Origin of the sequence: Stenotrophomonas sp. 8(2023) (genome assembly GCF_030345295.1) — a bacterium.
In the GTDB taxonomy this organism is placed as follows: Bacteria; Pseudomonadota; Gammaproteobacteria; order Xanthomonadales; family Xanthomonadaceae; genus Stenotrophomonas; species Stenotrophomonas muris.
This window is the reverse complement of record NZ_CP128404.1, coordinates 3,246,725-3,266,385: the sequence shown is the minus strand read 5'-3', so window position 1 is coordinate 3,266,385 and position 19,661 is coordinate 3,246,725. Positions and strand designations below refer to the sequence as shown.

The following is a 19,661-nucleotide window of genomic DNA, read 5'->3' as shown; positions in this document are numbered from 1 at the left end:
GCAGGCTCAGCCGCCGCGCAGGTTGCCCAGGCGCGGGGTGCTGCGGCCCAGCGGCATCTTCAGCTTGCCGATCGACAGGATGCGGCTTTCGGCGATGCGGTCGGCCGCACGCTGCGGCGCGATGTTCTCGCGCTGCGACAGTTCGAAGATGCGGGTGAGGTTGTGATAGATGCTGCGGATCAGGCGCATCGCGCGTTCGCGGTTGTAGCCATCGATCTCCAGCGACACGTTCATCACGCCGCCAGCGTTGACCGCATAGTCCGGCGCATACAGGATGCCGCGCGCGTGCAGTTCATCGCCGATTTCCAGGCTCGACAGCTGGTTGTTGGCGGTACCGCAGATGATCTTGGCCTTGATCCGCGGCAGGGTGTCGGCGTTGATGGCGCCTTCCAGCGCGCACGGTGCGAACACGTCGGCGTTCACTTCGTGGATCTCGTCGGGCTTGACCGCTTCGGCGCCGAAATCGCTGACCGCGCGATCAACCAGTGCGCTGTCCAGGTCGGTGACATACAGCTTGGCACCGCGGTCGCGCAGCAGTTTCACCAGCTCCATGCCGATGTGGCCCAGGCCCTGCACCGCGATGCTGGTCTTGCCCACTTCCTCGTGGCCGAACTTGAAGCGCATCGCCGCCATCAGCGCCTGCAGCGCACCGTAGGCGGTGAACGGGGCCGGATCGCCGGAGCCGCCATGGACCTGGTGCACGCCGGTCACGAACTGGCTCTCCAGGTAGATGTTCTCCATGTCGTTGACGTCGGTGCCGACGTCTTCGGCGGTGATGTAGCGGCCGCCCAGCGAGTCGACGTAACGGCCGAAGGCGCGGAACAGCACCTCGGTCTTGTCCACCTTCGGGTCGCCGATGATCACCGCCTTGCCGCCACCGACGTTGAGGCCGGCCAGCGCATTCTTGTAGGTCATCGTCCGGCTCAGCCGCAGCACGTCGGCCAGTGCCTCGTCGGTGCTGGCGTAGGGGCGCATGCGCACGCCGCCCAGGGCCGGGCCCAGGGTGGTGTTGTGAATGGCGATGATCGCCTTCAGGCCGGCATCGTGGTTGTGGCAGAACACCACTTGTTCGTGGCCGGTGGTGGCGAGGGTTTCGAATAGCATGGCGTCTCCGATGGCGCGAACAGCGGCGAACTGCAGCGAACGGCCAGTGAACGGTAGGGTCCCAAAACAAAAAAAGCGACGTCGTCATGGCTGGGGGACGGGTCGCGCGGCGCCATTCTAGTCCATTCGCCCGGCCGTTGCCGTCGACGTCGGCGGCCGTCCGGTTAAAGAAGATGAAAGTGCGGCCGATGCTGCGACGACGGCGGGTGGCCGGATGGGCGTGAAGAGGCAGGGCGGTCAGTGACGGCAAGGGCATCACAACGACAGGGCGGGCGGCGATGACAGCGGCATGGTGGCGATCGCTGCGCGGCTGGCTGACACGTTCGACCGGGGCGGCACCGGCGCGGCTGGTTGCCGCATCCCGCCAGGCGGTGGCCGCCGCAGCCGCAAGCCTGCAGGGCGAGGCGCTGCCGTCGCCGGAGATCGCCGCTCACCTGCAACGCGGGCTGCATGCGCTTGCGTTGTACCCACGGCTGGCCGGCGAGCCAACGCCGGTGCAGGACCCAGGCCTGGGCGAGGCGGTGGCGCGCGCGCTGCAGGACCGCGACTGGGCGGCCAGGCAGCTGCCCCGCCGGCCGCAGCTGCTGCCGCAGCTGATCCAGACCGTCAACGACGATGCCGCCTCGGCCCGGGTGATGGCCGCGATCATCGGCCAGGACCCGGTGCTGACCGGCAACCTGCTGCGCATCGCCAACAGCCCGGCCTACAAGGTCCACGAGCGCCCGGTAGAGAGCCTGCAGCGGGCGGTGACCCTGGTCGGCACCGAGGGCGTGCGCCAGATCATCAGTGCGGTACTGGTGCAGCCGGTGATGCAGGTGCAATGCGAGGTGTTCCCGCAGTTCAGCGCGATCATCTGGGAGCACGCACTGCTGGCATCGCGTGCAGCGGCCGACCACGCACGCACGGTCACCTTCGGCGATGCCTTCGCCGCGCAGTGGCTGGGCCTGGTGCAGGGGCTGGGTGCGGCGCTGGTGATGCGCCAGCTGCTGCAGGAGGCACAGGCCCGTGGCGAGCCCGTGGAGCCGGCGTTGGCCCTGCAGCTGTTGCAGCAGTGGTCGTTGCCGCTGGCGCAGCGGGTCGCTGCCGCATGGGAGTTGCCTGAGCCGGTTCACCAGGCCTTGGCGGTGGATGCGGAAGGACCGTTGGCCGACAGCCTGCGCCTGGCCAGCGCGGCCGCAGCGGCCAGCCTGTTGTGCCGCCATGGGCATGCCAGCCAGAGCCGCATGCTGGCCCTGCTGGAGCAGCTGCCTTCGGCACCGCCGCATGCATTGCGCTGGATCTGGCGGCGCCTGCATGGGCGCAACGTGGAAACGCTGGATGAGGCCGGACAGGATGAGGCCGCTCCGGCGTCCTGAGCGCTACAGCTGCGATTCCACCGGCAGCCAGCTGATCACCCGCGACAACCAGCGCTTGCGCGCCGTTGCCCCTGGCTCGGCCTCCACCCAGTGCGGTGGCGGTTCGCGCTCCAGCCAGCGCAACCGGCGGCGGTCGTCCAGTGCCAGCCACCAGCTGTGCCTGGGGTCAGCCAGGCGCAGGTATTCGTCCCGCAGCTGTGTACCCAGCACCGGATCGTCGAACAGCACACCCATTTCAGTGTTCAGGTAGGCCGAGCGCGGGTCCAGGTTGAAGGAGCCGACGAAACCGCGGCGGTCATCGATCAGGAATGCCTTGGTGTGCAGGCTCGCGCCGCTGCTGCCGAACACGCCGGCATCGCCCGACTGACCCTGTGCCTTCAGCTCGTACAGGTGGACGCCGGCTTCCAGCAGTGGCACGCGGTAGCCCATGTAGCCCCCGTGCACGGCGGCGACGTCGTTGGCGGCCAGCGAGTTGGTGACCACGCCCACCTGCACGCCCCGCCCGGCCATTGCCGAAAAGCCATCGAGGCCCTCGTTGCCGGGCACGAAGTAGGGCGAGATCAACAGGGCCTTGTGCCGGGCGGCCTGCAGCTCGCTGATCAGGGTCGACACCAGCCAGGTGGCGCGATCATCCCTGCGGTGCTTCATCGGCGGGTCCGACACGATGCGCACGGCACCGCTCCAGTGCAACGGCTCGGGGCTCGGGCGCTGCCGCTGGCGTGATTCGGCCACGCGCGCAAGGTAGGGGCGGGCCACGTCCCGCTGCGCCTCGTGGTCCGATTCGCGCACCAGCAGGCGCAGTTGTGCGTCGGTATGGAAGGCAAGCGCGGATACCGGGATGGCGGTTTCGCTGTTCCAGTAGTCGTCGAAGATCCGGTTGGCCTGCTCCACGGCGGGGCCGGCGACCAGCAGGTCCAGATCCTGGAAGTTCACGTCGGTGCGCGCGCTGAAGTACTCCTCGCCGATGTTGCGGCCACCGACGATCGCGACGCGGCCATCGGCGATCCAGCTCTTGTTGTGCATGCGGTGGTTCACGCTGAAGAAGCGCTGCACCATCTCCACCATGCGCAGGATGCCGGTCCGGTTGCGGAACGGGTTGTACAGGCGGATCTCGATGTTCGGATGGGCATCGAGCGCCATCATCAGCGCGTCCTTGTCCTTGGCATTCATGTCATCGAGCAGGATGCGCACGCGCACGCCGCGCTCGGCGGCGTCGTACAGCGCCTTGGCCATCAGGTGGCCGATCAGGTCGTCGTGCCAGATGTAGTACTGCAGGTCCAGGCTGCGGCCGGCCTGGGTGGTAATCATCGCGCGGGCGGCGAAGGCATCCATGCCATCGCTGAGGAAGGCCACGCCCGACTGGCCGGGATGGGCCGCCTGCAGCGGCACGATCTGCTGGTCGATGCGGGTCTGTGCCGGCTGCAGCGGCAGCACGTGCGAAGGCGCGCCATGCACCTGCGGCGTGAGATGGTCGGCCAGCAGCAGCCCGGACAGGACCAGCAGCACCAGCACGGCGAGGATGATCGCAGCAACACGCAGCAGGCGTCGCCACAGCGGCTTGGGCAGGCTCATGCCCCGATGGTAGAGCCACGCCATGCGTGAAGGAATGCCTGCAGGATCGACAGGGGGTCAGAGCCCCTGCCTTCGGCACGGGATCCGACCCCCGGATCCCTCTCCACGGGAAAGGGCCCTGACCCGCACACCTCAGAACCGCTCGTCGCTGCCCAGGTAGCGCCACTGCCCCGGCGGCAGCGGCCCCAGCGCCACGCGTCCGATACGCAGGCGGCGCACGGCCGTGACCTCCAGGCCGGCGGCGCTGACCGCCACACGCAGCCCCTTGGCCGTCAGGCCCTTGCCGGCGAAGCGCAGGCGCTGCTCGCTCTGCCAGCTGACCTTGGCGCCGCCCGATTCCTGCTGCAGCCGCGCCATCAGCCACGGCCCGCGCTCGGGACCGCCTTCGGCCACTTCGATCAGGTATTCCTGCTCGGTACGGCCCAGGTTGCGCTGCAGGTGGGCCAGCGTGGCCGGATCCTGGCTGACCACCACCAGCCCGCTGTCGCTGGCCGGCAGCGAGGCGGCCAGCTGCAGGCCGTGGAAGTGACGCTGCAACGGACGGATGTCGCTGGCATCAAGTTCGCTGCGGCTGTCACTGCTGACCAGGGCACACAGGGTTTCGGCGGCGACACCGGCCGGCTTGTGCAGCAGCATGCTGACCCGCTCGGCCTTTTCATCGCTGGCCTGTTCGGCCACCACGATCACCGCGCTGCCATCGACCGGGCGCTGCGGCTGTTCCACCACGTCGCCGTTGACCGTGACCCAGCCGCCTTCGATGTAGCGCCGCGCTTCGCCGCGCGGGATGCCGAGCAGGGCGGACAGGCGTTTGTCGAGACGGATCGGTTCCATGGCAGGCAGGTCGGGCAGGGGGCGCGCAGTGTAGCTGCTGCGGCCGGTCAGCGCTGGCCGCGGTTGGCCAGCTCGGTCAGGTACAGGCGGGTATCGAACTCCAGCTGCAGGTAGTCCGGCTCCATGTGCTGGCACAGCTGGTAGAAGGCCTTGTTGTGGTCGGCTTCCTTCAGGTGGGCCAGCTCATGCACCACGATCATGCGCAGGAACGCCGCGGGTGCCTGGCGGAACACGGTCGCGATGCGGATCTCGCGGCTGGCCTTGAGGCGGCCGCCGTGCACGCGGGAGATGGCGGTGTGGGTGCCCAGCGCGTGCTTGATCACTTCCAGCGTATTGTCGTAGCAGACCTTGTTGAGCGGCACCGACTTGCGCAGGTAACGGTCCTTCAGCTCCTGGGTGTAGTCGTACAGCTGGCGGTCGCTGCGCACCTCGTGCGGGTCGGGGTAGCGCTGCTGCAGCCAGGGGCCGAGCCTGCCCTGCGCCAGCAGCTCGCTGACCTGGGCAACCAGGGGTTCGGGATAACCGGTGAGGTACTTCAGGACTGCCATGCAGGGCCGGCGGGGCGTCGGTAGAATGGGGCATCCAAGATTACACGCGGTACGCACCGACCATGGCAAAGCCCAACGCGCTGCAGGAACAATTGCTCAAGGCCGGCCTGGCCAAGAAGTCGCAGGCCAGCGCCGCCGCACGCGAGCAGGCCAAGGCCCGCCAGGGCAAGGCCGAATCGACCTCGGCCGAGGTCCAGCGCGAGGCTGAACGTGCCCGCGCCGAGAAGGTCGAGCGCGACCGCGCACTGGCCGCCGAACGCAATGCCCAGGCCAGGCAGGCTGAACAGAAGGCCCAGGCCAGGCAGATCATCACGGCCCATGCCGTACCCCATAAGGGCGACGACGAGTACCGCTTCAGCGATGGCGCGGCGATCCGTACCCTGCTGATCGACCCCAAGCTGCGCAAGGCGCTGTCGGTAGGCGTGCTGGTCATCGTTGCCCACGGCGAGGGCTATGCGTTGCTGCCCCGCGCCGCCGCCGAAAAGGTGCGTGAACGCGCACCCGAAGCAATCATCGTCGACCACGGCCAGCCGGGCTCGACCGCCGAGATCTCCACCGGCAACGCAGAAGACGACGCCTATTACGCGCAGTTCCAGGTGCCCGACGACCTGGTCTGGTAAGCAAAAAGGGGACGGAGGGGATTAAGCCGCAATCGGCCTGATCGGATCCGTCGGCGTTCTGTTTGGCATCCTGAAGAGCAGCCGAGCATGGCTCGGCTCTACATGAAGGCCTTCCTTTTTGCCGGGGTGTATCGTCCCCATATCGGGCGACACACCTGCGGAGGATAGCCATGGCCACCGGTTGGGCAGGAGACGGCGCGGTCCAGGACCAGATCGACGCCACCGTCGACGACGCAATCGCCCGCGCGCGGCGCCAGCTGCGCGAGGGACCCGGTCTGGAACACTGTGAGGAATGCGACGCGCCGATCCCGTTGGCGCGGCGCCAGGCTGTGCCTGGTGTGCGGTTGTGCGTTGCGTGCCAGCAGGCGCGGGACGACGAAGACCAGGCGCATGCCGGGTACAACCGGCGTGGCAGCAAGGACAGCCAGCTGAGGTAAAGGGGTGTTTTATTGCAGGGCTGCGCCCTGCACCTGCAGAAGCAACGTCAACATCAAAGGCGCCATCCATGGCGCTCACTGATCTGGCCCCCCTCAACCGGACCCACCCCGCCTTCGACAGATTTCCGCGATCTGTTGGAACCTGCTGCTGATGGTGGGTGCCGACCGTTGGTCGGCACGGGGTCGGATCCAATTTTGACTATCGATATCTGACAGATGTGCCGACCAACGGTCGGCACCCACCAACAGCGCGCGGAATCTGTCAGAGGTGGGGCGGTGTGGGTGGGCAGGACCGTTGGCGCCATGGATGGCGCCATCGAGCCCCCAGGGGTGAGGGCGCTTTGCTTGCGAAGCACTGCTTCGCAAGCGCCCGAACGCACAGCCGCCAGCGGCTGGGCCGGACCCCGGAGGGGGGTTTACGGCGTGTCCTGACCACCCACACCGCCCCGCCATCCCACGGAATGCCGCTCTTGATCTTGCTTCGGCTTCGGCCTCTGCAGGTGCAGGGCGCAGCCCTGCCGAAAACTCCACCCTCAACCGTCGCCCTGGATGCCGCCGGGGGCCTGCGCCGGGTCACGCCAGCGCCGTACCGTGCGCTGGAAGAACAGGTTGTTCGGCAGCTGCAGCACCGTGCCCTCGTGGCCCTCGCCGGTCTCCTGCAGCGTGGTGTAGATCAGGTTCACGTCGATCACCCGGCCCTTCAGGCCCGGCTTCTCGCCGTTCTCCAGCACCTCGATGTAGTCGTGCAGGCGGAACGGGCGGGTGGTGAAGATCAGCAGCGTGCAGAAGATGTTGGACAGCACGCTCCAGGCCGCGAAGAAGGCCACCGCGCCCACGGCCGCGAAGCCGGTGAACGCGGTCCACAGCACCGAGGGCTTCGCGCCGAGCAGGCTGAGGATGTACAGCAGGGCACTGAAATAGACCACGAAACTGGTGATCCGGCGCGCGCCCATCACCATCTCGGGCGGCAACGTGTAGTGCTCGGCGAAGCGGCGGATCAGGCGCCGGGCGAGCACGCGCAGGAGCCACGCGACCAGAAGCACCCCTACGATCTGCAGGGCGACGCCGGCGTAGTTCAACCACGGGTGGGTCCAGGGCGGCAGGTGATCCTTCAGCGACAACATCATGGGGCGACAACAGGTGGCAATAACGACCTTCGATGTTACCCGGCGCGTGCCGGGGATTCGACCGCCGGGGCCCAGGCCAGGCACACCAGCGCCTGGCGGTGCTGTTGCAGGCAGGCACGGCCGTTACCGGGGTGCAGCTGCAGCGACAGGCCCAGTGCCTGCAGCACGACGCAGGCGGCGATCACCAGCAGGGCGGCGCAGGTTGGGCTGGACATGGCAGGACTCCTGGACGGCAATTTCGCGAAGGACCTTCCATGGATGCAGCAGGTGTCGAAAAGGTTGCACGGCAGTGATCGTCGTCCGGCTCTAAACCTTTTCCCGGGCCGCCGCATCCAAGCGATATGCTCGACACCACCATGCCCGCGCCGCCTGCCGCCCACGACGCCGTCGATGAACCCGCCCTGGTGCGGGCGGCCGCCGCCGGCGATACCTCGGCCTATGAACTGCTGTACCGGCGGCATGCACCGCGCGTGTTCGCCGTGCTGTGGCGGCTGTGCGGGGGCCAGCAGGCGCGTGCCGAAGACGCCTTGCAGGAAGCCTTCCTGCAGGCGTGGAAGGCGCTGCCGGGGTTCCGTTTCGAGAGCAGCCTGTCGACCTGGCTGCATCGCCTGGGCGTCAACGCTGCGCTGATGGAACTGCGTGGGCGCGCCGCCGGGCAGGACCACGACAGTCTTGATGATGTGGACGGAGGACTGCAGGAACTGGCCGTACACGACCGCTGCGCCGGTACCGAGCGCGACCTGGAGCGCGCGCTTGCGACGCTGCCGCCGAGGGCGCGCGCGGTACTGGTGCTGCATGACATCGAGGGCTGGAAACACCAGGAGATCGCCGCGCAGCTGCAGATGGCCGTCGGCAGCTCCAAGGCACAGTTGCATCGTGCGCGCGGCCTGTTGCGCGCACGGCTGGGAGACATGACATGAGTACACACGAACACGATTCCGACCACGATCTGGTGGCCCGACTGCGCGCGCTGCCTTCCGAACGCGGCCTGCCAGCCGATGGCTGGGCGCGGTTGTCGGCGCAGCTGCCGCCGCATGAACCACAGGCGGCGCCTGCGCCGACCGGCAACGTGGCGGTGCTGCCGGGGCGTTCGCGCCGGCGCTGGTGGTTGCCGGTGGGGGCCGCACTGGCCGCAAGCCTGGCGCTCTACGCGGTGGCGCCGTGGCGCCACGCGCAGCCGGACGCGCCGGTGCCGTCTACCCTGCAACTGCAGGCCGCGGCGATGACCGAGCAGTACCAGCAGGCAGTGGCCTCGTTGCCCGCAGGCCGGGCGCCGGAATGGCAGCCGGCGCTGCACGAACTCGATGAAAGCGCGGCACAGATCCGGGCCGCGCTGGCGCAGGATCCACGCGCGCCGCATCTGCTTGGCCAGCTCAAGCGCACCTATGCGCTGCGGCTGGAATTGACCCGGCAGGCGGCCTATGCCGCCGAGTCCGGCCTGACGACCTGAGGAGACCCCCGATGACACGAACCCTGATGACCTGCTGCGCCGCGCTGTTGCTGCTGCCCGCGGTGGCCCTGGCTGACACCCGGATCGACGAGCGCCACAACCTGGCCGCCGGCGGCCGCATCGAACTGAGCAACGTGGCCGGCAAAGTGAGCGTGCGTGGCTGGGACCGCAACGACGTGCAGCTCACCGGTACGCTAAGCGATGGCCTGCAGCTGCGCCAGGAGAAGAGTGCCAACCGCGTGCGCTGGGAGATCGAGTATCCGCCTCGCAACAACAACGGCGGCGCGACGCTGGTGCTGAACGTGCCGCGCTCGGTGGAACTGCTGCTGAGTACGGTCAGTGCCAGCCAGGACATCAGCGGCATCGATGTGCGCCGCCTGCAGGCCGACACGGTCAGCGGCAGCCTGAGCGCCTCCGGTCGCAGCGGCGACAGCAAGCTCAATACGGTCAGCGGCGGTGTCATCGCGCGCCTGCAGACGCCGAAGCTGGACGTGAACACGGTCAGTGGCCGCATCGAAGCCGGCGGCGGCGTGTCCGGTGACATCGGTGCACAGACGGTATCCGGCCGGGTCGAGGTCGATGCCGGGCGGGTGCAGCGGCTGGCGGTGGAAACCGTGTCGGGCAGCATCGACCTGTCGGCGGCCGGGCTGGCGCCGGGGGGCCGTATCAATGTCGAATCGGTGAGCGCGTCGGTCAACCTGCGCCTGCCACGCACGGTTTCGGCGCAACTGTCGGTGAACAGCTTCAGCGGGTCGATCAACAGCGACGCCGGCCAGGTGGAACGGCCGCGCTACGGCCCCGGCAGCCATCTCGATACTCGGCTCGGCAATGGCGACGGTGACATCCGCATCCAGTCGCATTCGGGCAGTGTGCGGGTACGCCTGGATCGCTGAGCGCCGTCCGGCAGGCCGCGGCGGCAGCGCCGCCGCGGTCGGAGCTGGGTCAGCTGGCTTTCTTCAGCGCCCAGGTAGTGCCGAGGACTTCGATCTTGCCACCGGCCTTGCGGAACGCTGCCAGGTCCGAAGCGATCGAATCGCTGCTGACCACGGTGCTGGCGGCCGCGCCCTTGCGTTCGCTGCGGATGCTGTTGCTGGCCTTCGCGGGGGTCTTTGCCTTGCGGGGCATGGTTGCTCCTGTCAGGTGGAAGGGGAGGAAAGCGCCCAGGCATCGGCCTGGCGCAGGTAGTCCTGCCGCTCGCGGCGGCAGTCATCGCCGCCCATCGAGAACTGGCGGCAGATCGCCGGGCGCTGCGAATAGATCGTGCAGCGCAGGTGATAGGGATCGATCGCCGCGCACCAGCCTTCCTCGTTGCGCGCCATCACGGCACGGCCGTGGGTGTCGCGTGACAGGAACTGGCCGGGCACGTGGTCGCCGGGCTGCAGCAGCACGGGCAACCGGCAACAGACCGCGTCACAACGGCGGCAGTCGATGGGTGCAGGTGCTGCGTCAGGTTGTAAGGCCTCAGGGGCCTGGCGGGTGCCCAAAGCGGGTCTCAATGGCGGCTCAGGTGCTGCGCGGACCATGAACGAGCCAGGAAGGCATGGCCGCTAGGCCCGCTGGGCGGACCAGGCTGCACCGTGGACACACACCGGCATGGCCGGTGGAAGGGGCAGCAGGGTTCTAGCCGACCAAGAGTAACTTAGACCGCGTAACGTTTTGTTAATCCTGGCTGGCTGCCGCCAGCGCAAGGCCCTGGACCACGCCCAGCGAGGGCTCGCCGTGGACCATGCGGGCGCCCGGGAAGGCGGCCGCCACCGCCTGGCGCAGGTAGCCGGCGCGGGACATGCCACCGGTCAGGAACACGGCATCCGGGTCGCCGCCGATGTCGCTGCGGACCTGGGCCAGCAGCTCGCGGATCTGCTCCAGGTAGCCATGGGCGGCGGCGGCCAGGCCGTCGGCGCTGCTGTCGGCATGCAGGTCGCGGGCGATGTAGTCCAGCGTGCTGCGGTGCTCGCTGGCAGCGCTGAGGGCGATCTTGGCGCGTTCGACGTCACGGTACAGGCGGGCGGTGTTGCCGGTGTCCTGCAGGGCCTGCAGGCGCTCGCCCCAGGGCGCGTCGACATGGTCGTACTTGTGCAGGCGGAATTCGCGCTGGCGGGTCATGTCCTGCACGGTGGCCGCTTCCACGTAGTGGTGGGCCGGCACGCGGGTGATGCCGCGGCCGAACAGCGGCATGTAGCTGGACAGGCTCAGCGCCAGATCGATGTCGGTACCGCCGCGGGCGATACCCCAGGCGCGGTGGATGCGCGGGGCGTCGTCGCCGCCGACTTCGGCATGGGCGATGTCGGTGGTGCCGCCGCCGATATCGACGATCACCGCCTGGTGCCGCTCGCGGCTTTCGGCGTGGTAATGCATGGCCGCCGCGGCTGGCTCCTCGAGGAAATCAACCTGGTCGAAGCCGGCCTGGGTGGCCGCTTCACGCAGGATGTCCAGCGCCTGGTCGTTGCCGGCTGCGCCGATCGAACTGCGGAACTGCACCGGGCGCCCGAGCAGGGCGGCGCGCAGCGGCCGGCCGAGCTGGGCACTGGCGGTCAGGCGGATGTGTTCGAGGATGTGCGCGGCGATGCCGGTGATGGTCTGCTTCGCGCGCGGGTGCAGGTTGTAGCCGAGCATCGACTTCGGGCTCTGCACCAGGTTGCCTTCGTGTTCCTCGAAATAGGCTTCCAGCGCTTCGTCGCCGTAGACCGCGTTCTGCAGCAGGTCGTTGGCGCTGCGTTCCTTGCCGGCGCGGGCTTCCATCCATTCCCGGCGCAGCGCGCGCAGGGCTTCGCGGCGCAGCGCCTGCGGCGTGCGTTCCTGGCCGGCGGCGCGCGCCGCGCGCGCGGCGCTGTCGATCATCTGCTGCAGCTGGTGTTCCTGGCCGTCGTCGAGCTGGAAGTCGTCCGGGTCGGGCACCACGCCGGGGAAGTACACACTGGTGCGGAACTGCTCGGCGTCGCCGAAGCGGATCGGCAGCAGTGTTCCCTCATGCACGATGGCGGCGGCGGAGTTGCTGGTACCGAAGTCGATGCCGAGGCGCATGGGGAGTTCCGGGGGGCGATCAGGGGCCGCGCACTCTGCTGCAGTTCGCCGCCGACTGCAAGTTCCTGCGGCCTCCCATTCCGTATCGGGAGGCCGGATCGGGTCAAGCCGGGAGCCGGGCGCCGCCCGGAAAAGGGCAGGCGAGCCGGGCGGTTACAATGGCGGCTGTTGATTCACTTTGAGGTACTTGCTGATGTCTTCTGCCCCCGCCTGCCCGCAGTGCACCCTGGAAAACACCTATGCCGATGGCGCGCTGTGGATCTGCGCCGACTGCGGCTTCGAATGGACCGCCGAGGAAAGTGCCGGTTCGACCCTGGTCGTGCGTGACAGCAACGGCAATACCCTGCAGGCCGGTGACACCGTCACCGTGATCAAGGACCTGAAGGTGAAGGGTTCCTCGATCCCGCTCAAGCAGGGCACCGTGATCCGCAACATCCGCCTGGTCGAGGACGATGCCGAGCACATCGAAGGCAACTCGGACAAGATCAAGGGCCTGGTCCTGAAGACCTGCTTCCTCAAGAAGGCCTGACCGGCCTTCAGCGCCTGGCCTGCTGCTGTGCGCGCCAGCGGGCCAGGCTGTCCAGCTTGGCCTGGTAGCGCGCCTGCTGCGGGGCACCGCCCAGCGCCTGCGCGCGCAGCAGTTCACGATCGGCGCGCCTGAGCTGGCCGGCCAGGAAATAGGCCCGCGCCAGCCCGAAGTGGAACTGGTGTGCGGTGTCGTACAGGCGCACGGCCTGCCGGTAATAGCGGATCGCCTGATCCAGTCGGCCGGCGCGTTCGGCCTCGGCGCCGAGCATGTACTGCGCGAACGGATCCTCGCGCTGCACCGACTGCAGGCGCTGCTCCAGCGCCTGCGCCTGCATGACCATGCCCAGCTTCCGGTACAGCGCGCTGGCGTTGGTCAGTGCAGCGTCCTGGCGGCCGTCCAGTCGCAGCGCCGTTTCCAATGCCCGGCGCGCGGCGGCGGTATCGCCCGTACGGTTTTCCAGCACGCCCAGGTTGTTCCAGGTGGCGGCGAAGCTGTTGTCCTGTGCCAGCGCGGCATTGAAGAAGGTGCGTGCACCCACCAGATCGCCGCTGGCCATGCGTTCGGCGCCGCGGTTGTTGTAGAAGTGTGCCAATGCCCGTGCCTGGCTGATCGGCAGCGGCCCGCGGCGGTCGTACAGCACGTTGCGATCCAGATCGACGGTGGCGAAGCGGCCGGCGAAGCCGACCCCGACATTGACGTGGCCGACGCTGTAGACCAGGCCCTGGGCCTGGTCCTGGTACCACGACACGACCTGGCCGACTTCCTGCACGCGTGCCTGGATGCCGGCTTCGCGTGCCAGCGCGACGAACATCAGGGTAAAGGCCAGGCAGTTGGCGCGCCGCTGCTGCCAGATCTCGCTGACGGTGAAGGTCGCATCGGCGTCGTACTGCAGGTCCAGGCCGTGGCGGTCGAAGATCATCTCCACCAGCGCCTGCAGGCGCTGCTCGCGGGAGTAACCGTGATTGATCACCTGCGTGCGCAGCATGTCGCGCATCGCCGGTGGAATCGCGAACACCTGCTGCGGCGTCGGCATCGCCGGAGTGGTGGTGCTGGCAACGGCCAGCGGCGCGGCCGTTCCCGGATGATCCTGTGCGATCGCGGACGGCGCTGCCAATGCGGCCAGTGCGAGCAGAACGAATCGGGCGGCAGGACGGTACATGACGGCTCCCGGCAGCGGCGGGCGCTCCCGCCTGAGGCGAGTGTAGACCTGTGCGCGCACCGCTGCAGCGACCGTTGGTCGGTCCGCACGTTCATCCACAACCGGTGTGGACCAGCGCTCGGGAAAGCTGTGGACAACCGCGTTGCGGCCTAGTGCGAAGGGCGTTGTGAGGACGTGGTGAAAAAAGCGACAGCTTGCCCGTCAACCGCGCAGGCGGGATGATCCGGGCATGGACTTTTCCCCGCTGACGCTCGCTCCGGCGCAGTGGCAGGCGCTGCAGGACAGCTATGCAACGCCACCACGCGCCTACCATCACTTCGGCCACGTGCGCGCGGTGCTGCAGCACTGCCAGGAGGTTGCCGACGGCCCCGGCTGGCAGCAGCCGGCCGAGGTCTACCTGGCCGTGCTCTACCACGATGCGATCTACGTGGCGGGGCGAAAGGACAACGAAGCACGTTCGGCGCAGATGGCCCTGCAGGCGATCACGCAGGCGCCGGAACTCGCCGCTGTCGATGCCGCCCGGGTCGAGCAGCTGATCCTGCTGACCGCCCGCCATGGCGCGCTCGGCCCGGACGATGTCGATGCCGAGGCCGCGCTGTTCCTGGACTGCGACATGGCGATCCTGGCCGCGCCGGAACCGGTGTTCACCGCCTATGACCGGGGCGTGGCCGAAGAGTACAAGGGCGTGGTGCCGGGCTTCCTGTATCGCGCTGGCCGCCGCCGTTTCCTGCAGGGCCTGCTGCGCGCACCGCGCATCTTCCTCAGCGAGTTCTTCCACCAGCGCCTCGACGCGGCCGCGCGCGACAACCTGCGGCGGCAGCTGGGTCGCTGAGCCAGCCCGCTACACTGGGGCCCGTTTCCACCGATTGCCGCTTCCAACCGTGTCCCTCCCTGATCCCGATCCCCGTCCGCTGCCGCCGGAAGAGCCCGGTCCCAACGAATGCTGTGGCAGCGGTTGCCCGCTGTGCGTGCTGGACCTGTATGCCGACGAGCTGCAGCGCTATCGCAAGGCGTTGGCCGAATGGCAGGCGCGGCACCCGGAAGCCTCCGCATGAGCCGCGCGCGTCCGGCGGCGCTGCTGGCGCTGGCCGCCCTGGTTCTGTTCCTGGTTACCGCGCTGTGGACCCAGTTCGCACGCACCGACCTGGACTGGGTGCGGGCCACGCTCAGCCTCTACCTGCACGGGCCGTGGGGGCTGGCGTTGCGTGCGGCGTACTGCCTGCTGGCACTGGCGATCACCCTGCTCGGCATCGCCCTTTATCGCGGCAGCATCGGCCCGCGGCGCAGCGCGGCGGCGCCGCTGCTGTTCACGGTCTCGGCGCTGGGCCTGGCCACGGTCGCCATCGGTGACAGCTGGCTGCCCGAAGCAACCCCGCTGCTGGCACCGTTCATCCACGGGTTGGCGGCCAACACTGCGTTCCTGTGTGCCAGCGTCGGCATGCTGCTGCAGGCCTGGTACCTGCGCCGCGAACCGGGCTGGCAATCCGCCGCCGGCCTGCTCTGGGGCTGGGCCTGGCTGGCCTTCGTGCTGCTGTGGCTGCACGTGCTGTGGCGTGGCGGGCCGCCGCGCGGGCTGGGGCAGAAAGTGGTGATCGTGGTGATCGTGGGCTGGCTGCTGTATCTGGCGCTGGCGCTGTATCGGCGCAGTCGTCGCGCCGCAGCCTGCTGAAACCCCAACGGCCTGCACCGGTACGTGCCGTGCACGTGGAGGCAGCGTATCGTGTGCGCATTCCATCGGGGCTGCGATATGAAGCGTGCAGGGCTGGGCAGGGTAATGGGCGTGGTGCTGGCGCTGGCCGCACTGCCGGCAACCGCGGCAGCGACCGTGCAGCAGTTCAGCCACGGGCGGTTCGAACAGATTCCGGTGCATATGCCGGCCGGTACCCCGCAGCGGGTGGTGATCTGGTTCCACGAACCGACTCCCGGTGGCGATACCAGCCGTCTGCCGATCGAGGCCCTGCGTGCCGACGGTGCGATGGTCGCCGCCGTGGACATCGCGCACCTGCGCGGCGTGCTCAAGCGCGAAGGCAACCCGACCTGTTCGTTCGGTTCCGGCGATGTCGAGAATTTCTCGCGCTGGCTGCAGGCCTCGCTGCATCTGCCCGGGTACCACCTGCCGCTGGTCGGCGGCGATGGCGAAGGCGCTGAAATGGCCTATGCGCTGGCTGCGCAGGCCGATACGCAGGTGTTCGCCGGCCTGCTCACCACTGGTTTCTGCCCGGACCACAACCACGAGCGCATGGTCTGCGGCGATGGCGTGAAGCGCAACACGCTGCAACCCGCCGAACTGAACTTCCCGTGGTTGAGTGCAGCCGGTGATCACGGCTGCAAGGCGGGCGAGGCCAGCGGTTTCGTGCAGCAGGTGGCGATGGCGCGCGAGTTCAAGCGCACGGCGCGTGGTGATGCCTCACCGGGCCTGGTGGCTGCAGCGCGGGTGATGGGTGCGCAGGCAGGCGTCAGCCTGGCACCGCCGCCGGCCGCGCTGAAGGGCCTGCCGGTGGTGGAAGTACCGTCGACCGGCAACGGCGACACGCTGGCCGTGTTCGTCTCCGGTGATGGTGGCTGGGCCGGCCTGGACAAGGACGTGGCGTCGTCGCTCAACGAGCACGGCGTGGCCGTGGTCGGCATCGACTCGCTGCGCTACTTCTGGAGCGAGCGCACGCCGAAGGGCTTCGCTGCTGACCTGCAGAAGATCATCGATCACTACCGCCAGCAGTGGCACCGCGACAAGGTGATGCTGATCGGTTTCTCGCAGGGGGCCGACGTGCTGCCGGCGACCATCAACCAGCTCGATGCCGATACCCGTGCAGCGCTGGACCGCATCGTGCTGCTGTCGGTAGGCAAGAAGGCCGACTTCGAGTTCCACGTCAGCAACTGGCTGGGCGGCGGCGGCGACGGCCTGCCGATCGCGCCGGAAGTGGCCAGACTGCCGGCGGAGAAAACGCTGTGCGTGTACGGCGACAAGGATGAGGACGCACTGTGCCCGGACCTGCCGGCCAATGACGGTGTGAAGAAGGTGAAGCTGCCGGGTGACCACCACTTCAATGGTGATTACGACCGCTTGGCCGAAGTGATCCTCAAGGGCGGTATGTAGCGCTTGGTAGACGCCGACCTTGGTCGGCGCTGGGGCTGAGGGCGCCTTGGGGATGAGCGTGTCGACCAAGGTCGACACCTACCGGGCGGCAGCTGGCGCCGGGTATGCCTGGTGGTGCGGGGCGTCAGTTGCGCCGCGGGTCCAGCGAGATCAGGCGCGTGGCATCCAGCAGTGCGGCCGGCAGGTGCATGCCACCGGGCGCAGCGAGATAGCGTGGCCGCCACTGCGGGTCGAACTTCGACTTGAAGCGGCGCAGGCCACTGAAGCCGTAGAAGCGTTCGCCATGCCGCGCCAGCAGGCCGGCCAGGCGGTTCCAGCGGCCGGCCAGGCGATGCTGTGCCAGCCCGGACAGTGGCGCCATGCCCAGCGAGAAGCGTGCATAGCCCTGCGCGCGGCCCCACAGGAACAGTTCGATGAAGAGGAAGTCCATCGTCCCCTTCGGCGCCTCGTTGACGTGGCGCATCAGGTCCACCGACAGCTCGGCACCGGCCGGCGCCTGCCACAGGTTGGCGAACGCCACGATCTGGCCTTCGGCCTCCACCAGTGCCACCGGGAACCGCACCAGGTAATCCGGGTCGTAGCTGCCCAGCGAAAAGCCCTTTTCGTCGCCGGCCTTGTCTTCCAGCCACGCGTTGGAGATCGCGTGCAGGCGCGGCAGCAGGCTGGGAATTTCCTCCACCGGTGCCACACGGAAGGACAGGCCGCCGCGCTTGCCGCGGTTCCAGGCCTGGCGCAGGTCCGCACGTTCGCGGCCTTCCAGGCCGAAATCGTGCAGCGGCACCATCGCTTCTTCGCCCAGCTTGACCAGGCCCAGGCCCAGGTCGAGGTAGGTCTGCCAGTAGGACTCGCCGACCTGGTAGAACACCGGGCGCAGGCCGAGCCGGTCGGCTTCCTCGCGGAAGCGCCAGATCAATGCGCGGGCGACCTCCGGCGGGCCGACGGGATCGCCCATCGCGATCAGCGAACCGCCGTAGCGCTGCATCATCACGAAGCCCTGTTTCGCCTCGTCGCGCAGCACCGCCTTGTCGGCGGTCAGTACCAGGCAGGCCTGGGTATCGGTGGCACCGGCCAGTACCGGCGCCAGTGATTGCAGCGTGGCCTCGTCGGCGGCTGGCAGCGGGCTGCGCGTGCTGTGCAGCAGCCGCGCCAGGCCGAACATCACCAGCGCGATCGCCACGACCAGCAACGCGCGCAGCGCGCGTGGTGCGTTGCCGGATATCGCAAACTGCCACCACAGCTCGTTCTGGTACTCGACATGGCTGTAGGTGAAGAACAGCAGCCAGGTGACCGCGACCAGCACCAGGCCGAGGTTGCGCAGCCACGGCCATGACCAGGCTTCGTCCAGCAGCGCGCCCTGGCGGTAGAACTCGCGACGTGCGGCCCACAGTGCCATCGCCACCAGCACTGCCGAGACGGCGATCAACAGTTGGCCACCCCGCAGCCACAGCGGCAGCGGGGTGATCACGCACACCGCCATCGCCAGCACCCACGCGGCGTGGCTGCGCCGGGCCAGGCCCTGGCCGATCAGCAGCAGTGCGACGCCGCTGAGGCTGCCGATCAGGTGCGAGGTCTCCAGGATCGGCAGCGAGGCATTGACCAGGTGACGGCGTGGCGTCGGCAGCGTGCCGTCGATGACCAGTGCGGCGCCGATGCTGAACACCGCCAGCGCGATGATCTGCGGCAGCCACGGGCGCAGCGCGTTCCAGCCCGCACGGGTTGCCCCGGCGCTGGCCTGCAGCGGTTGGCGCAGGGCGGGCGCAAGGGCGAGCAGGGTGGCCAGCACCAGCGGCAGCACGTAGTAGGTGACGCGGTAGATCAGCGCCGCTGCCAGCACCGCCGCCGGTGCCACCTGCGGTAACAGCTTCAGCAGGCTCCACTCGAACACGCCAAGGCCGGCGGGCACGGTCGAGACCAGGCCGGCCAGCACGGCCACCAGGTACAGGCCGACGAAGCCGGGCAGTCCGGTCGGCGTGGAGTCCGGCAGCAGCACGTAGAACGCGGCACTGGCCAGCACCAGTTCGATCACGCTCAGCACGGTGACGCCGATCATGGTGCGGCGGTCGGGCAGCCACAACGCATGGCCGAACACGCTGAACTGCCGTCCATCGCGGCCGACCAGCAGCACGGTGCCGAGATACGCGAGCAGGGCGACGATGCCGACGATGCGCACGGCATCGGGATTCAATGGCAATGCCAACGCTGCCGCTGCAGGTTCCATGCACAGTGCCACGCTGATCAGCAGCCATGCCCCGAACACGAAGCCGAGCGTGCTCATCAGCACCACCTGGCCGATCTGCGCCAGGTCCAGGCCGGCGCTGCGGTAGCCACGCAGGCGTACCGCGCCGCCGGTCAACGCGGCAAAGCCCACGGTCTGGCCCAGCGTGTGCGCAAGGAACGCGGTGATGCCGACTCGCGCAGGGTGCACGCGGATGCCGCTGCGACGCAGGCCGATGGCATCGAAGCCGATCAGGCAGGCGTAACTGGCCAGGCCGAGTACCACGGTGAGCGCGATCTGCATGCCACTGAGCTGGCGGAACGCCTGGCGGATGGCCCGGTAGCCGTGCTCGTCGAACTCGTTGGCCAGGCCGTGCAGGGCCAGGGCGAGGATCAGCAGCGGGATGACGATGGTGGCAACCCGCTTCCAGGCTGGCGTGGAAGGGGCAGTGGTGGAATCGACGGGGACGGTCATCGGCGCAAGGGTGCGGCAGGAGGGGCGAGGGCGGTGTCAACGCGGGCGTGGCGCATCGTGCGCCTGTCATCGTCATTTGACCAGTGGGACCGTCGGAGCCCGGTAGTGACGTGTCGCGGAAGGTG

At 68.6% G+C, this 19,661-nt stretch carries 22 protein-coding genes; 11 read left to right on the top strand and 11 right to left on the bottom strand.

Annotated features, from left to right (window positions below):
- Window positions 1–6 precede the first annotated feature (6 nt).
- On the bottom strand, window positions 7–1,104 hold the full coding sequence (locus QP609_RS15330; RefSeq protein ID WP_008264553.1) for a Glu/Leu/Phe/Val dehydrogenase dimerization domain-containing protein: 1,098 nt from the start codon (window positions 1,102–1,104) through the stop codon (window positions 7–9).
- Window positions 1,105–1,382: 278 nt separating this feature from the next.
- On the opposite strand from QP609_RS15330, the gene QP609_RS15325 reads away from it, so the two are divergent.
- Window positions 1,383–2,459 (top strand): HDOD domain-containing protein, encoded by a 1,077-nt coding sequence (locus QP609_RS15325; protein WP_014647979.1) that lies wholly within the window; start codon window positions 1,383–1,385, stop codon window positions 2,457–2,459.
- Window positions 2,460–2,462: 3 nt separating this feature from the next.
- On the opposite strand, the gene QP609_RS15320 is transcribed toward QP609_RS15325, so the two are convergent.
- The 3 genes from QP609_RS15320 to QP609_RS15310 form a co-directional block, all read right to left on the bottom strand.
- Window positions 2,463–4,055, bottom strand: a complete 1,593-nt coding sequence (locus tag QP609_RS15320) for a phospholipase D family protein (RefSeq protein ID WP_014647978.1) — start codon at window positions 4,053–4,055, stop codon at window positions 2,463–2,465.
- 108 nt (window positions 4,056–4,163) lie between these two features.
- Window positions 4,164–4,862 (bottom strand): RNA pseudouridine synthase, encoded by a 699-nt coding sequence (locus QP609_RS15315; RefSeq protein WP_014647977.1) that lies wholly within the window; start codon window positions 4,860–4,862, stop codon window positions 4,164–4,166.
- Window positions 4,863–4,909: 47 nt separating this feature from the next.
- Window positions 4,910–5,410, bottom strand: a complete 501-nt coding sequence (locus QP609_RS15310; protein ID WP_014647976.1) for a M48 family metallopeptidase — start codon at window positions 5,408–5,410, stop codon at window positions 4,910–4,912.
- A 62-nt stretch (window positions 5,411–5,472) separates the two neighbouring features.
- Between QP609_RS15310 and QP609_RS15305 the strand changes: the two genes are divergently transcribed.
- Together QP609_RS15305 and QP609_RS15300 are read left to right on the top strand one after the other, a co-directional pair.
- Entirely contained in the window at window positions 5,473–6,030 is a 558-nt protein-coding gene (locus QP609_RS15305) for a DUF2058 domain-containing protein (protein WP_014647975.1), read from the top strand.
- 170 nt (window positions 6,031–6,200) lie between these two features.
- Window positions 6,201–6,467 carry a DksA/TraR family C4-type zinc finger protein gene (locus tag QP609_RS15300; RefSeq protein WP_014647974.1) on the top strand — a complete coding sequence of 89 codons (267 nt, stop codon included), beginning with the start codon at window positions 6,201–6,203 and terminating at the stop codon, window positions 6,465–6,467.
- A gap of 533 nt (window positions 6,468–7,000) precedes the next feature.
- Here the strand turns inward: QP609_RS15300 and QP609_RS15295 are convergent.
- Together QP609_RS15295 and QP609_RS15290 are read right to left on the bottom strand one after the other, a co-directional pair.
- Window positions 7,001–7,594 (bottom strand): mechanosensitive ion channel family protein, encoded by a 594-nt coding sequence (locus QP609_RS15295; protein WP_014647973.1) that lies wholly within the window; start codon window positions 7,592–7,594, stop codon window positions 7,001–7,003.
- 35 nt (window positions 7,595–7,629) lie between these two features.
- Window positions 7,630–7,809 (bottom strand): hypothetical protein, encoded by a 180-nt coding sequence (locus QP609_RS15290; RefSeq protein ID WP_014647972.1) that lies wholly within the window; start codon window positions 7,807–7,809, stop codon window positions 7,630–7,632.
- Between the two features lie 126 nt (window positions 7,810–7,935).
- Between QP609_RS15290 and QP609_RS15285 the strand changes: the two genes are divergently transcribed.
- The 3 genes from QP609_RS15285 to QP609_RS15275 are packed head-to-tail and all read left to right on the top strand — an operon-like array spanning window position 7,936 to window position 9,937.
- Complete coding sequence (locus QP609_RS15285; RefSeq protein ID WP_032958649.1) at window positions 7,936–8,514, top strand: sigma-70 family RNA polymerase sigma factor; 579 nt, start codon at window positions 7,936–7,938, stop codon at window positions 8,512–8,514.
- Window positions 8,511–9,044 carry a hypothetical protein gene (locus QP609_RS15280; RefSeq protein WP_197621865.1) on the top strand — a complete coding sequence of 178 codons (534 nt, stop codon included), beginning with the start codon at window positions 8,511–8,513 and terminating at the stop codon, window positions 9,042–9,044. The genes QP609_RS15285 and QP609_RS15280 overlap by 4 nt, the downstream gene beginning before the upstream one ends.
- An 11-nt stretch (window positions 9,045–9,055) precedes the next feature.
- On the top strand, window positions 9,056–9,937 hold the full coding sequence (locus tag QP609_RS15275) for a DUF4097 family beta strand repeat-containing protein (protein WP_289213807.1): 882 nt from the start codon (window positions 9,056–9,058) through the stop codon (window positions 9,935–9,937).
- Between the two features lie 49 nt (window positions 9,938–9,986).
- Here the strand turns inward: QP609_RS15275 and QP609_RS15270 are convergent, their stop codons facing one another.
- The 3 genes from QP609_RS15270 to QP609_RS15260 form a co-directional block, all read right to left on the bottom strand.
- Entirely contained in the window at window positions 9,987–10,169 is a 183-nt protein-coding gene (locus tag QP609_RS15270; protein ID WP_005410566.1) for a hypothetical protein, read from the bottom strand.
- A gap of 11 nt (window positions 10,170–10,180) precedes the next feature.
- Complete coding sequence (locus tag QP609_RS15265) at window positions 10,181–10,432, bottom strand: YkgJ family cysteine cluster protein (protein ID WP_005410565.1); 252 nt, start codon at window positions 10,430–10,432, stop codon at window positions 10,181–10,183.
- 271 nt (window positions 10,433–10,703) lie between these two features.
- The gene (locus tag QP609_RS15260) at window positions 10,704–12,065 is read right to left on the bottom strand and encodes an Hsp70 family protein (protein WP_032958655.1); all 1,362 of its coding nucleotides are present in this window, start codon (window positions 12,063–12,065) and stop codon (window positions 10,704–10,706) included.
- Window positions 12,066–12,258: 193 nt separating this feature from the next.
- On the opposite strand from QP609_RS15260, the gene QP609_RS15255 reads away from it, so the two are divergent.
- Entirely contained in the window at window positions 12,259–12,594 is a 336-nt protein-coding gene (locus QP609_RS15255; RefSeq protein ID WP_010482882.1) for a zinc ribbon domain-containing protein YjdM, read from the top strand.
- A 7-nt stretch (window positions 12,595–12,601) separates the two neighbouring features.
- On the opposite strand, the gene QP609_RS15250 is transcribed toward QP609_RS15255, so the two are convergent.
- The gene (locus QP609_RS15250) at window positions 12,602–13,753 is read right to left on the bottom strand and encodes a tetratricopeptide repeat protein (protein ID WP_289213806.1); all 1,152 of its coding nucleotides are present in this window, start codon (window positions 13,751–13,753) and stop codon (window positions 12,602–12,604) included.
- A 229-nt stretch (window positions 13,754–13,982) separates the two neighbouring features.
- Between QP609_RS15250 and QP609_RS15245 the strand changes: the two genes are divergently transcribed.
- From QP609_RS15245 to QP609_RS15230, 4 genes are all read left to right on the top strand, one after another.
- The gene (locus QP609_RS15245; RefSeq protein WP_014647966.1) at window positions 13,983–14,585 is read left to right on the top strand and encodes a hypothetical protein; all 603 of its coding nucleotides are present in this window, start codon (window positions 13,983–13,985) and stop codon (window positions 14,583–14,585) included.
- A 49-nt stretch (window positions 14,586–14,634) separates the two neighbouring features.
- Window positions 14,635–14,808 (top strand): oxidoreductase-like domain-containing protein, encoded by a 174-nt coding sequence (locus QP609_RS15240; protein ID WP_289213805.1) that lies wholly within the window; start codon window positions 14,635–14,637, stop codon window positions 14,806–14,808.
- A complete protein-coding gene (locus tag QP609_RS15235; RefSeq protein WP_014647965.1) occupies window positions 14,805–15,422 on the top strand; it encodes a DUF998 domain-containing protein in 618 nt (205 codons plus the stop codon). Before QP609_RS15240 ends, QP609_RS15235 begins: the two co-directional genes overlap by 4 nt.
- Before the next feature lie 78 nt (window positions 15,423–15,500).
- On the top strand, window positions 15,501–16,847 hold the full coding sequence (locus tag QP609_RS15230; RefSeq protein ID WP_053494993.1) for an AcvB/VirJ family lysyl-phosphatidylglycerol hydrolase: 1,347 nt from the start codon (window positions 15,501–15,503) through the stop codon (window positions 16,845–16,847).
- A 124-nt stretch (window positions 16,848–16,971) separates the two neighbouring features.
- Here QP609_RS15230 and mprF read toward each other — a convergent pair whose 3' ends face one another.
- A complete protein-coding gene (gene mprF / locus QP609_RS15225; RefSeq protein ID WP_014647963.1) occupies window positions 16,972–19,536 on the bottom strand; it encodes a bifunctional lysylphosphatidylglycerol flippase/synthetase MprF in 2,565 nt (854 codons plus the stop codon).
- Between the last annotated feature and the right edge of the window lie 125 nt (window positions 19,537–19,661).

What these genes read in the sequence shown, in the direction of transcription:
- QP609_RS15320 (WP_014647978.1), bottom strand. Translation starts at nt 4,055, where the DNA reads ATGGCGTGGCTCTACCATCGGGGCATGAGCCTGCCCAAGCCGCTGTGG.
- QP609_RS15275 (WP_289213807.1), top strand. Translation starts at nt 9,056, where the DNA reads ATGACACGAACCCTGATGACCTGCTGCGCCGCGCTGTTGCTGCTGCCC.
- QP609_RS15285 (WP_032958649.1), top strand. Translation starts at nt 7,936, where the DNA reads ATGCTCGACACCACCATGCCCGCGCCGCCTGCCGCCCACGACGCCGTC.
- QP609_RS15330 (WP_008264553.1), bottom strand. Translation starts at nt 1,104, where the DNA reads ATGCTATTCGAAACCCTCGCCACCACCGGCCACGAACAAGTGGTGTTC.
- QP609_RS15325 (WP_014647979.1), top strand. Translation starts at nt 1,383, where the DNA reads ATGACAGCGGCATGGTGGCGATCGCTGCGCGGCTGGCTGACACGTTCG.
- QP609_RS15305 (WP_014647975.1), top strand. Translation starts at nt 5,473, where the DNA reads ATGGCAAAGCCCAACGCGCTGCAGGAACAATTGCTCAAGGCCGGCCTG.
- QP609_RS15290 (WP_014647972.1), bottom strand. Translation starts at nt 7,809, where the DNA reads ATGTCCAGCCCAACCTGCGCCGCCCTGCTGGTGATCGCCGCCTGCGTC.
- QP609_RS15280 (WP_197621865.1), top strand. Translation starts at nt 8,511, where the DNA reads ATGAGTACACACGAACACGATTCCGACCACGATCTGGTGGCCCGACTG.
- mprF (WP_014647963.1), bottom strand. Translation starts at nt 19,536, where the DNA reads ATGACCGTCCCCGTCGATTCCACCACTGCCCCTTCCACGCCAGCCTGG.
- QP609_RS15235 (WP_014647965.1), top strand. Translation starts at nt 14,805, where the DNA reads ATGAGCCGCGCGCGTCCGGCGGCGCTGCTGGCGCTGGCCGCCCTGGTT.
- QP609_RS15230 (WP_053494993.1), top strand. Translation starts at nt 15,501, where the DNA reads ATGAAGCGTGCAGGGCTGGGCAGGGTAATGGGCGTGGTGCTGGCGCTG.
- QP609_RS15295 (WP_014647973.1), bottom strand. Translation starts at nt 7,594, where the DNA reads ATGATGTTGTCGCTGAAGGATCACCTGCCGCCCTGGACCCACCCGTGG.
- QP609_RS15315 (WP_014647977.1), bottom strand. Translation starts at nt 4,862, where the DNA reads ATGGAACCGATCCGTCTCGACAAACGCCTGTCCGCCCTGCTCGGCATC.
- QP609_RS15250 (WP_289213806.1), bottom strand. Translation starts at nt 13,753, where the DNA reads ATGTACCGTCCTGCCGCCCGATTCGTTCTGCTCGCACTGGCCGCATTG.
- QP609_RS15255 (WP_010482882.1), top strand. Translation starts at nt 12,259, where the DNA reads ATGTCTTCTGCCCCCGCCTGCCCGCAGTGCACCCTGGAAAACACCTAT.
- QP609_RS15260 (WP_032958655.1), bottom strand. Translation starts at nt 12,065, where the DNA reads ATGCGCCTCGGCATCGACTTCGGTACCAGCAACTCCGCCGCCGCCATC.
- QP609_RS15300 (WP_014647974.1), top strand. Translation starts at nt 6,201, where the DNA reads ATGGCCACCGGTTGGGCAGGAGACGGCGCGGTCCAGGACCAGATCGAC.
- QP609_RS15270 (WP_005410566.1), bottom strand. Translation starts at nt 10,169, where the DNA reads ATGCCCCGCAAGGCAAAGACCCCCGCGAAGGCCAGCAACAGCATCCGC.
- QP609_RS15245 (WP_014647966.1), top strand. Translation starts at nt 13,983, where the DNA reads ATGGACTTTTCCCCGCTGACGCTCGCTCCGGCGCAGTGGCAGGCGCTG.
- QP609_RS15310 (WP_014647976.1), bottom strand. Translation starts at nt 5,410, where the DNA reads ATGGCAGTCCTGAAGTACCTCACCGGTTATCCCGAACCCCTGGTTGCC.